Origin of the sequence: Empedobacter sp. GD03861 (genome assembly GCF_029840885.1) — a bacterium.
In the GTDB taxonomy this organism is placed as follows: Bacteria; Bacteroidota; Bacteroidia; order Flavobacteriales; family Weeksellaceae; genus Empedobacter; species Empedobacter falsenii_B.
Window position 1 is genome coordinate 1 of sequence record NZ_JAOCDJ010000053.1, and the last position, 12212, is coordinate 12212.

Consider the following 12212-nt stretch of genomic DNA (forward strand, 5'->3'; position numbering starts at 1 on the left):
CCGCATACTTAGTCTTAGTCTTAGTCTCATCGTACAATACATATATCTGAAACCTCAAAAACTACTAATCGGCTCATAATTCACACTTTTTTGAACCAATTAATCAAAATAATCGGCTCATCGTTAAATGAAATAAAAAAATAAATTGGGATTACCTTATTGAAGAAAGTCTTTCAAGCTTACTAAAAAAAAACATAAAAACTTTATTTACAATAAATTATAAATAAAATTAAAAATTATAGACATAAAAAAAGCACCTTTAAAAAGGTGCTTTTGTGGTCCCAGTTGGGCTCGAACCAACGACTTGCTGATTATGAGTCAGCTACTCTAACCAACTGAGTTATAGGACCAAAAATAAAAAGAATAATACCTTTTATTTTGAATGCAAATATATAAAATCTAAAACATAAAAAACAAGTTAAAAATAAAAGAATTTTAATGTTTTTCACAACAAATTCAATTACAATATAATAGTGTTGTATTTTTATTATAATATTTATAATCCTTAATTTGATTAAAATGAAATAAATTATGGTTTATTAACATTATACTTTATTAAACATAATTGACCTATCGAAAAATATGTTCTCTTTCCATTCTGATAACAGCAAATCTGAATTAATGATTCTTCATTTTTATTGAGTTTATTCTTTCAATTATAAACCAACAAAATCTGTATTTGACTCATAATTATACGTTTTAAAAGTCAAATCTATTTTATAAGAATGATGATTTTCTTATTTAGAATTGGGCTAAGAAAGATGAAGTAAAATAGTGAATTTAAAATGTTTAATTGATGTTAATGAACTTAATGAGCTAAATAAATTTATTAATCGGCTCATATTTTTATTATATTTGAGCCAATTAGATTAAATAATCGGCTCATGAAATACAATTGGCAATATAAAAATTGGGCAAATTTTGAATATGACTCATCTGTAATTGACCAAATAGTTATAAAATTTGCTTTAAAAACAGGCGAATTAAAAGGAATGATTGATACCCTGCCCGAAGATATCAAGCAAGAAACGATTATTCAATTTATGATTGATGAAGCAATTAAAACTTCTGAGATTGAAGGCGAATTTTATAGCCGTCAAGATGTAATGTCATCCATTAAAAATAAAATTGGGATTCATTCTTCTATTAGCCATATAAAAGATAAAAATGCACGTGGAATAGGTGAATTAATGGTCGATGTTCGTAATAACTTTAAAACTGAACTAACAGAAGATTTAGTAAAAGAATGGCATAAAATCTTATTCGAAAATTCTACTTCTATTAATGCAGGAAATTATAGAATCGGTGAAGAGCCAATGGTTATTGTTTCGGGAGCATATGGACGTGAAAAAATACATTATCAAGCTCCTCCTTCAGAATTAGTTTCAACAGAAATGCAAAAATTTGTCAATTGGTATAATGAAATCAAAGTTGAACCAATCGATATTAAAAATGCATTAATTAAAGCATCTATTGCACATTTATATTTTGAATCAATCCATCCGTTTGAAGATGGAAATGGACGAATTGGACGTGCTATTGCAGAAAAATGTTTAGCAGAAAGTTTTAATCGTCCGTTAATCATGAGTTTATCAAGTACGATTGAAAAGGATAAAAAGAATTATTACGAAGCATTGAAAGATGCTCAGCAAACATTAGAAATTACAGATTGGATTTTGTATTTTTCTACAACTATTCTTGATGCACAAATCCAAGCAAAGAAAATAACCAATTTTATTTTAAATAAAACGAAGTTTTTAGATCAAACAAAACCTCTTTTAAACGAACGTCAGCTAAAAGTCGTTATCAAAATGTTGGATCAAGGAGCAGAAGGATTTGAAGGCGGAATGTCAGCAAAGAAATATATTTCGATAACAAAAACATCAAAAGCTACGGCTACACGTGATTTACAAGATTTAGTTGAAAAAAAAGTATTGATTACTGAAGGTGCAGGACGTTCTGTTAGATATGAGTTGAATATGTAGTTAACAAAGCTTTTAACTACTTTTCCCAAAACCAATTTTAGGACTTTCAGAATTTATTAATTCGTCATTACAAAATTGTTGTATTTCGTTAATATTACATTTCTTATCATAAAGCACTTCGTTAATCTCACTTTTACGGTAAATATTCTCAATTTGCCCTCCAGAGAAATTAAATGTTGCAGCTAATTTTTTGCAGGAATCTTTCGTTAAATAAGGAAATTTTGATTTCCAAATTTTAGCTTTAATTGATTCTTTTGGTTGATCAAAAAATATTTTATACAAAAACCTTCTCTCAAATGCGGTATCTAAATTCGTTGCCAAATTTGTAGTGGCCATCAAAATTCCGTCAAAATTCTCCAGTTCTTCCAAAAGAATATTCTGAATTGTATTTTCCGTTTGCGCAACATTAGAGCTATTAATTTCTTTTCTTGTAGAAAATATCGCATCAGCTTCGTTAAATAACAAAATAGGTGTGTGATTACATTCATTTAAAAACGATTTATATGATGTAAAAACACGTTTAATGACTTTTTCACTTTCTCCAAACCACATTGATTTTGATTGACTGATATCAACTTTCATGATTGAGCGATTTGTTGATTTTGCTAATTGTTTAACTACTTCTGTTTTACCTGTACCAGGAAATCCATGTAATAATATTGAAATTCCTTTTGGTAAACCTTTTTCCTTTAACCTATTTTGTGTTTCTTTAAACTTGCTTTCTTCTAATAAATTTTCTAAAAAACTAAGTTGCTTCATCTCATCTTGATCAAAAATCAATTCACGTGCAACAATTTCTAATGGTTCAATAACATTATCTTTTTTTACTTTATTGTGCATTAATTTAATTCCACAATCAAATAGAAGTTGATACGATTTACTCGATAATTTCATTTCAGTATCGTTAAAAAACTTCGCTTCCACAATTTCAATTAAATTGTTTTCTAATAATACATGATTAGCATTTATTAAATTTTGCATTACATCAATTCGCTTACCAGCATTTTCATAGATTCCTTCTAATGCTCTACCAATATCTGTCGATTCTTTACCCGTAATTGTTTTCCAAATCAAATACAGGAAAAGATAATTTTCATCGATAGTAAAATTAAATTGTTTCACTTTTTTAATTAATGGAAAATTGACATGAAGATTAATTATTTGTCTTGTATATCTAAATAACTCAGAAGTAGAAATTTCGTCTTCATCTCTACGATTTCCCAAATTGTATATTTCTTCCAAACAATCTATGACATCATTTTTTTTCTCATCCAGAATTTTAGGAAAAGGTTTATTATTAAGAATGGCATTAGTAATTTCTTCATTGATTGTAAACTCATCATAAATTCCTTGAAGTTTTATTCGGTGTCTAGACTTCTGTTTTTTAATAAATTTCTGCTTTTGCAAAAAATCTAAATCGTCTGAAAATTCAAGAATTCTCATTGGATTACAATCAAAATATTGAATTAAATCATTCAAATCAACAGTTCTCCCTTTATAATTTAAAGCAATAATAACAGCTATGAATAATATTTGACTTTCAGATAATTTAAAATAACGTTGTAGTAAATTTATTTCATCTTTTGCACTTTCAAAAAATGAGTTTTCTAATTTACAATTTTCAGCTTTTTCATATAAAAGACCAATATTTTCTAAGATTTGATTTTTGTTAAGGTTTTCCATTATCTAATTATTTGTAACAAATGTATTTTTAGATAAAGACAATACATGTCCATTAAAAAGTTATAAAATAAAAAAAGACTCATCTTTTGGATGAGTCCTATTAATTATTTGATTTTTTATTTTTCCCAACAAAATTCTTCTACAACAAATTCTTCCTTAGTAGAAACTTTAATTATTTTATTATTACGGTCCCAAATGTATTCCACTTTATTATATATAAAAGGAATATCTAATCCCCAGAAAAATGGAATTAATTCTCCATTAGATTTTAATTGTTGATTTTCATTTTTAAAGGTAATTATTTCTTCATTAATCTTATCTGACAATATTTTGTTCCTTTCAGAACCTACAATATATTTTTTCCAGTCAACTTTTGCATTGTAAGGATAAAGTACATAATTATTATAATTTTTGGCTAATCTAGTTCTTTTTTCTATTGCCATTAATATTTTAGTTTTATATAAATCTTCATGTACAAGTCTAAGTTTTTCGTCCTCAATAGTAGAATCTATTAGAAGCATTTTTCTTAAATCTGCCTCATCATTCGTTTCTAATAATTTTTGAAATTTTGGAATGAGTTTTTCGTTTCTTAAAATATTACTCCAAGTTCCTTTTTCACAATCGTAATCCAATGCATTAAATTGATTCCAATCTTTAAATTGACTAACTAATGCTCTAAGCAATAATGCATCCTTTTTATATTTTTCTATAATTCCATCATTAGCAAAAAAATAATTAGCTCTATTACTCCATTTTTCAAATATCTCTAAGTTTTCATTATTATCTAATAAAAATCGAATTACACCCTTGTACATTTGATGATCTTCATTCTCAAAAATAAGTTTCTTCCATCTATCACCTTCAATTCCACTTATTAATTTTGCTTTAATTACCTCATGTTCCACTTGTACTTTTGAATATCCTGATTTGATATTATTTTGAGAAAGATATCCGTAAATATCAAAACATCCGTCAGAAAGCTCGTTAATTAAATCTATTGCTGAAATGAACATAGCAGCACTATCTATCGTTGAGTTTTCTACAATATTCCTTACAACACGCATCCAATTGTTGAACGAGATTAAATCAGAACTTTTATTTAGGAAGAATAATGTTTGAGCATAAAATAGTACTCGGGTTTTATAAGTCGTATTTTCATTTATTTTTATTGAATTTACAAACAAATTTCCTGATTTTGTTATATCCCACAGATTTAGTTCTAAAGAGATTTTATCATTGTCATCCTTTGAATAATATTCTAAACATTTCTTAAGAAAATCAAAAGAAATAGCAGTAGGAAAATCTTTTGGTGTGATAGCTTTATAATTATTCGCTAACTCAGTGATTCTTATTTCAATACGTTCTTTCTTTACAGCATCTTCAGTAACATTTTTGCTTTTATTCTTTTTTTTAAGTATTTTTTTAATTTCAATTTCTTCTTCTAAATTTTCAAAAATTTCTTTATTTTGAGCATAATTAAGAATCGCAATTGTTGAAAAGAATTTCAGAAAATTATCATCTATTTTATTGTTTTCATCTTTATACTGCCAAAATAAATCTGTCCAATTAGTATCTATTTTATGAGTAAACGTTTCTTGTGGATTAGTAATATCTTTTTCCCAATGATTTTTCGTAATATGCTGTTCAAACTTTGCTTTGAAGTTTTCAAAATCAGTTAGAGGTTTACCTCTTGCATTCATTTTTATATACAAGTCATCGGAAAGTCCGAAATCCTGTAATTCTATGAAATAAAAACTAATATTGTTTAGTTTACCCCAAACTTCCGTTGTATCTCTAAATTTCTGTTCAATCGAATCCAACATTGTTAGCATAGATTTTATTGTTGGATCTCTTTTCCATGAAAGAAAAAACCAAGAGTTATCGATGATTTGTTCAGAAATATTATCTTTTTGATTGTAATCAATCCCTTTATTGATTAATTCTTCGCAAAACTCACGTGAGCTGGTACGTGTTTCGTAGGTGAATTTTGTTAAGAGTTTTTTCAATTCATCATTTAACTTATTCTCTTTTATAGCAATAAACCAATGCAACAAAAACAAAGTTGTTAAACGTTGTTGACCATCGAGTGGTTGAAAAACCTTATCTTTTATACTGCCGTAAACAAAATCTAATTCTAATTTAGTGTTTTGTATAAGAGTATTTTTAAGCGTTTCTAAGAAATTATTTCTAACTTCTTCTTTACCAGTTCTACCTTGTGCATAATCTCGTTGTATGATTGGTATTTCTATTTTATTAAGAGGATTCCATTCTAAATTTCCACAGCAATTACATACTTTGCTTTCAGATGATAGTAGTTGTAAAAAAGTTATGTTATTTGATATTAAATTATTGTTCATTGTCTTTATAATTCTGTTTGAGATAAATAGTTTTTCAAAGTTTCTTTAATGTCATTCAAATAAGCATTTCTGTCTTTTTCTTCCCATTTACTAAATTGTTTTGTACAGTCATCAAAATATTTCTGGAATACTTTTTTGGTAGTAATAGGGATAAATGCTCCATTCTTTTCAAGATCAATTATTCTTTTTCTTTTTACAGGAAACAATCCATTATTAAGTTTTGAGTTGTCATTTTTGGAAAGTAATGCCATATTTTCAATAGAATGAATATCAAGTTCGCCAAATAGATTACTTAATTTCTCGACAAGTGAAGAAACTTTTTCCTTTTGTTTGTCATTATTGAAATTATTGATTTCTGTTTTTATTTCTTCCGTAATCATATCGGTATCTATTACTTTCAACCATTCTTCAAAATCATCGATTTCTGTAATATTATCAGAATTTTGTGCGTGAATATGCTCTAAACTCCAACCACCATTTTTCTTGTCTTTGTATTTATTAAATGGAAAACGTAGAGAAGTATCATCGCTATTTATTGTTGTAATGATGTTGTGCAAAAGCAATACATTGATTAACTGAGCATTATCTTTTTCATATTCTAATTTATCAACTTGCTTTTTGCTTGCTATTTTTTTGATTTCTTGATCTAACCACTTCCCAAAATCAATTTTGGTCTTGTTTTCTTTATTACCAAGAATAGTTTTTATATTTATTCCAACTGTAATCAGATAACCGATTTTATGATACAATTCTCTATCGTTGTACCATTCTTCAAGCGTTTGAAAATACTTTTTTATGTCTTTCCAGTTATTATTTACTTCAGAATTATTTTTGAATTTATCATTAAAAAATCTGAAAGTAGCATACTCATCATTTCCGAATTGTTCAACAATTGTTTGATGTTCAATTTTTCTCTTATCAATTTGTTCTTTAGTTTTTATTCCCAAGTGTTTTCTTTCCTCCACTTCTTTATCCTCTGCTTGTGCTACTTCATACATTAATTTGAAAATAAACTCAATCCTCGTTGGAAGATTGTTTTCATTTTTGTTGATGAAATACCAAAAAGAATCGTCCTGTAGAGCAAATTCAATTCTGTCCCATTCTGAAGCTATTTCTAATTGTTTCAAACGCAGTTTCTCTGTGTCTGTATTGGAGAAGTTAGAGCTATTTAAAAACAATGCTTTTATTAATTCTGCATTCGTTAAAGGTATTTTCCCACTGTTTATTCTTGTGAAAATATCAATAGAATCTTCATTTTGTGAAGTTTCGTACCAAATAACTTTTGTAGAAGAATTGAATTTAGAACTAAACGTAATCACATCAAGTTTCTCTTCCTTTTTTTTGAACCAATCACAAATAGTTTGATAAGCAGTTGATATATAAAAATAGTCAATATTTGAAGTATCTTCTTTTATCTTACCTAACTTATTTTTTAAATAATCCGCCGAATCTTTTCGAGTTTCATATTCTAAATCAAACAATTTAACTCTTTTTTCTTCTGTATATTTTTGATTCAAATAATACAAGATTAGATAAATTGTAGTTAACCGTTGTTGTCCGTCAATTACGTACCACTTGTTCTCATCCTTTTTTTGTTTTACTACAATTGGTTGTAAACAATACCAATTTTTTTCATCAGAATCTGTTGTGAATTCATTTATGTCATTCAACAAATCAGTTACTTGTTGTTCAGTCCAGCGATAACCTCTCTGATAAGAAGGAATAAAGAAGTTATATTGTAGTAATTCACTTATAGTTTTTATTGATATTTTATTGTTCATTTTTAAATTTTACTTATGTTTTGTAAATGTATCAAAAACAATTCAGCACAAGCTTTAGCATCGCTTAAAGCACCATGATGATTTAATGAAATATTGTATTGTTTACATAATGTTGATTATGCAATACTATGAAAACGAATTTTATTCAACAAATATAATTTTACGTTTTTACGTAATTGTTAAATATGTTATTATTTTGTAAGATTATTTAATCCTACATGTAAAAATTTAAGATATTCCTCTCTTACTGCTTTTGGTTCTAATGATAATAATCGTTGATTATGCGTTAATATTTCTTGGAAAAAATCATAAGTAGGAACTAAGTTTAATTCCAATTTTAACTCATTTTCATTGTCTACAAGAATCTTTTGCGAATGATGAATGGGTAATGATTTCACATACATTCCTTGCCAAGGTATCAGAGATAAAGTGATTTTAGTTGGCTCTTGTCCTAATGTCGAAATAATACCAAACGAATTGATAAACATATCTTCTACATTCACTTTTTTATTCTTTACATATGTTGAAGAATGAATTTCTAAATTTGAAATTCTGTCCAATCCATATGTTTTCAAAGTAAAATCATCATCATTACGATCTTTTGCAATCAAATACCAACGATTTCTAAATTCTTTCACAGCATAAGATTCTAAAACCTTTTTATTAGGTACACCTTCCCAATATTTCGTATAAGTGCAACTAATAATTTTTGTGTTTTTAATTGCATGAATTAGTCCATCAAGATTTTCCAAACCAGAAGCTTGTCTTTTTTCAAAAAGTAAGATATTTGCTTGGTCAGCTGCCTTTTTATATGCATTAACTAATAATAAATTATCAAAAATAGTTTGATTTGATTCGTTATCTTCAATAATCTGATAAAGCATTGTAGAACGATTGAACTTTGTTTCTATTTTAAAAAGTTCAAGAAGCAATTTACGATCGCGCTTAAAAGTTTTTTCACTGAAAGCTAATTCACCATCATAATCTTCTTCATCGTATTTTTTTTCCAAATACTGTTGAATATCTCTAAATGTTACACCTCTTGGTTTAGATTTTAGGAAGTTTGATATATTCATCAACCGAAACATTTGTTCTCTTTTAGCCATATTTTGTAATTTTAATACAAACATAAAATAGCTTACGGACAAACAATGTCGGTTTGCTTTTATATTAAAATTATTTATTTAATAACCTTAATCGTTCTCGAATTCTTTTCAATACATTTTGATCAAGATCATTGTAGTTATCTCTTAAACCCTGTGTAAAATCGTCATCTTTAAATTCGTTTATTTTTAAATTAAATAAGATTTGTGTAAATCGTTGTTCAGGATTTTTAGAAGAATATTCTTTTATCAATTCTACTAATTCATCAACTTTATTTATATTTTCTTCAATCATTTTTAAGAAATTTTTAGGTGTGCATAATTTTTAAAAAATATTATTTTCAAATTTATCAATAGCTAAGACCATACTATGTCCACACCTCAATATAGTTTTGAAACAAAATAAAAAAAATGAAAGAAAAAGAATATAAAATTGAAAAGCACATTTTAGAAAATGGTTTAAAAGAAACTTTTATAGGAAGTATTGAAAAAATAGTAAATGAAATGTCATCATTTTTAAGAAATAAATCATTCCAGGATAAAATTGTTATCAAAATTAAATGCGATCATTCTAAAGAAATTACGATGGATGATATAGGATTAATCAATGATGTAATTCAAAAAGAAATGCATAATAATGCTTCTATTGTAATGAATATTGAAGAAAATGATGTAGTAGAAAATAACGATTATGAATTATCTCTTTATTATTTGATAGAGAAATAAATAATACAATTATGTAAAAACGAAAAAATATAATTAAAACAGGGATTAACTTGTCCACATTAACAAAAACTATAAATATTAAAAATTATGTCACAAATGATTAATTACAATGGCGAAATGATTCGTATCAATCCAACAAACTCTAACAAATTAGAATATTCTAAAAATGATGGGAGGACTTGGAGCACAAGATTCTCAGGGTCTTCTTATGGAAACTTTATTGAGTTAATTGACAATGGTAAAGAATTACTTGCCAATACAAGTAAAGGATTATATTATTCAAAAAACGAAGGTAGAACTTGGAGTAAAAGAAACTAATAAAAAAATAAAATGGGTATCAAACGGGTATCAAAACAATGGTGAAAAATGGTGATTTTAAAATGTAGTAAAATTGCTAAATGATTAAAATTCAGCATAATTAAATAAAAAAAGCACCTTTAAAAAGGTGCTTTTGTGGTCCCACTTGGAGTTCTGTTTGTTTATACCAGCTTTTAATGTATTTTTACACATTATATAACAGATAGTTAGTGTTTTACATGAATTTGTTTTAATTAATTTTAACCTATTTTAATTTCAAAAACACCCCCTTTCTTACCCCCTAATTAAAAGTTGTTATAATGAATTATCATTTTGAGCTAAGGAAAGATAAAATAAACAAAGATGGTCTGATTCCTATTAGATTAGTTGTTACGCACGGAAAAGCTAGAATTCGTAAGAATATTAATGCGAAAACTATTAACACTGACTGGAATAAAGATAATTATTCCATTAAGAACCATAAAAAGAGTTCATTTTATGAATTTTATAAAGTCTCAAATAAAGAAATCCAATCTGTAATTGAAAAAGTAGAATTTATTTTCAAGTTTTTTGAATACAATGAAATAGATTTTTCAGAACAAATATTTAATGAAAGGTTCGATGAAGATAATACTAAAATTTCGATTGACTTTTTTGAAGCATTTCAAGAATTTATTGATGTTTCAAAATTAACCAAAGCTACTGGAACAATTAAAAAATATACTACAGTACAAAATTTTCTAAAAGATTTTAAAACTTTTACAAAATATCCATTACGTTTTGATACTATCAATAAGAAATTTGAAGAAGTCTTTATGCTTTATTGTTTTGAAGAACGTAAAACGGTTAATAATTACTACGGAAAATTAATTTCAATCATAAAAACCTTTATGCAATGGAGTTTTGATCGACAATATCATAATTCTATTGAATATAAACGAATTAAACGTACTGAAGATGAAATAGAAGTTATTTATCTGTCTATGGATGAATTAATGGAATTGTACAATCATAAATTTGAAAATAAATCTATGGAAAGAGCAAGAGATTTTTTCTGTTTTGGTTGTTTTACGGGTTTACGTCATTCAGATATTTACAATCTTGATAATGCAAATATTTACGACGATCATATTAATTTATCCTTAATAAAAACCAAAACTAATGATCATATTATTCCATTAAATGATTTTGCAAAAGCTATTTTAGAGAAATATAAAAACACAATTTACAATCCAATTCCTAAAATTTACTCACAGAAATTAAATAAAAAAATTCAAGATTGTTGCGAAGAATTAAAATGGTTTGATGAAGTTAAGTTAGTGCGTTTTATTGGAACTGAAAGAGTTTATAAAAAATTTCAAAAGTATCAATTAATCACTTCCCATGTAGCACGAAAAACCTTTATTACAAATGGTTTAATCTTAGGAATGAATGAACGTGTTTTAAGAAATATCACAAATAGTAAAGATGAAAAATCTTTCAGACGCTATGTAAAAATTGAGGAAGTACAAAAGCAGAAGGAAATGGATATTTGGAATACAGTTAAATACAAAAAAAGTGAATAAACTAACGATAAATACACCATTGAATCAAGTTTTAGTTCATTTAAACAAAAATGGAGATATTGAAATTGAAAATCTCTTAGACATTATCAATGAACATCTGAATTACAATGATATTATTACACTATTTGATTACATAGATATTCATTTTCCATTACTTAAAAATCAATTAAGTGTAATTGAAAATCTAAACATTCACTTATTTGAAAAAAAATATTCAGCAAACATTTCTGAATACTCCAAATTACTTGAAACTGGATATTTTATATGCTATTTAATCGCCTTAAAGTATGAAATTCAATCAACTTTACTTAATCCATTGTTTAATAATCTGAAATCAAAGTTTATAAAAGATTTAGATCTTAAAATTAATCAAAACACAGCTAAACTAGATTTAGAATTTGAAAATAAAGGGCATTTTAGTTTAACAGACTGTCTATTTTCATTTTTTATTTACGAGCATATAAAAGCCTTTAGATTATTAAAAAACAATATTCTAAAATCAATAGAAGAATCAAATAATGATCATACATATGTCAATTTAACATTCGAAATAAATAACTTCTTCAGAATCTTAAATCTTGATTACATTCCACTAATAAATCAAAAATCAATTGATACAAAAATTCATAAAAATGAAGTTTTAGTTTTATTAAATGGAAGCTTAAATAATGAAAGATGTATTCCTTTATCAAAACTTGATAAAAATATTATTAAA

10 protein-coding genes and 1 tRNA gene are annotated in these 12212 nt (G+C 26.2%); 5 read left to right on the top strand and 6 right to left on the bottom strand.

Annotated elements, in window-relative coordinates:
- Window positions 1–276 precede the first annotated feature (276 nt).
- A tRNA-Ile gene (locus tag N5D03_RS13880) sits at window positions 277–350 on the bottom strand.
- A gap of 534 nt (window positions 351–884) precedes the next feature.
- Between N5D03_RS13880 and N5D03_RS13885 the strand changes: the two genes are divergently transcribed.
- Window positions 885–1985, top strand: a complete 1101-nt coding sequence (locus N5D03_RS13885; RefSeq protein ID WP_114999427.1) for a Fic family protein — start codon at window positions 885–887, stop codon at window positions 1983–1985.
- Between the two features lie 12 nt (window positions 1986–1997).
- On the opposite strand, the gene N5D03_RS13890 is transcribed toward N5D03_RS13885, so the two are convergent.
- The 5 genes from N5D03_RS13890 to N5D03_RS13910 all read right to left on the bottom strand — a co-directional run bounded on the left by N5D03_RS13890 (window position 1998) and on the right by N5D03_RS13910 (window position 9204).
- Window positions 1998–3668 carry an ATP-binding protein gene (locus N5D03_RS13890; protein WP_280051991.1) on the bottom strand — a complete coding sequence of 557 codons (1671 nt, stop codon included), beginning with the start codon at window positions 3666–3668 and terminating at the stop codon, window positions 1998–2000.
- Window positions 3669–3784: 116 nt separating this feature from the next.
- Window positions 3785–6025, bottom strand: coding sequence for a DUF262 domain-containing protein (locus N5D03_RS13895; RefSeq protein ID WP_114999424.1), 2241 nt, complete (start codon window positions 6023–6025; stop codon window positions 3785–3787).
- 5 nt (window positions 6026–6030) lie between these two features.
- Window positions 6031–7806, bottom strand: coding sequence for a DUF262 domain-containing protein (locus tag N5D03_RS13900; RefSeq protein ID WP_114999422.1), 1776 nt, complete (start codon window positions 7804–7806; stop codon window positions 6031–6033).
- 191 nt (window positions 7807–7997) lie between these two features.
- On the bottom strand, window positions 7998–8912 hold the full coding sequence (locus N5D03_RS13905; protein ID WP_181816282.1) for a WYL domain-containing protein: 915 nt from the start codon (window positions 8910–8912) through the stop codon (window positions 7998–8000).
- 70 nt (window positions 8913–8982) lie between these two features.
- A complete protein-coding gene (locus tag N5D03_RS13910; protein WP_114999419.1) occupies window positions 8983–9204 on the bottom strand; it encodes a hypothetical protein in 222 nt (73 codons plus the stop codon).
- A 116-nt stretch (window positions 9205–9320) separates the two neighbouring features.
- Here N5D03_RS13910 and N5D03_RS13915 point away from each other — a divergent pair, with 116 nt between their 5' ends.
- The 4 genes from N5D03_RS13915 to N5D03_RS13930 form a co-directional block, all read left to right on the top strand.
- A complete protein-coding gene (locus N5D03_RS13915; protein ID WP_114999417.1) occupies window positions 9321–9635 on the top strand; it encodes a hypothetical protein in 315 nt (104 codons plus the stop codon).
- An 87-nt stretch (window positions 9636–9722) separates the two neighbouring features.
- Window positions 9723–9953 (top strand): hypothetical protein, encoded by a 231-nt coding sequence (locus N5D03_RS13920; RefSeq protein ID WP_114999416.1) that lies wholly within the window; start codon window positions 9723–9725, stop codon window positions 9951–9953.
- Between the two features lie 299 nt (window positions 9954–10252).
- Entirely contained in the window at window positions 10253–11497 is a 1245-nt protein-coding gene (locus tag N5D03_RS13925) for a phage integrase SAM-like domain-containing protein (RefSeq protein ID WP_280051993.1), read from the top strand.
- A partial coding sequence (locus tag N5D03_RS13930; protein WP_280051994.1) for a hypothetical protein occupies window positions 11490–12212 on the top strand: 723 nt, incomplete at its 3' end. The genes N5D03_RS13925 and N5D03_RS13930, both read left to right, overlap by 8 nt.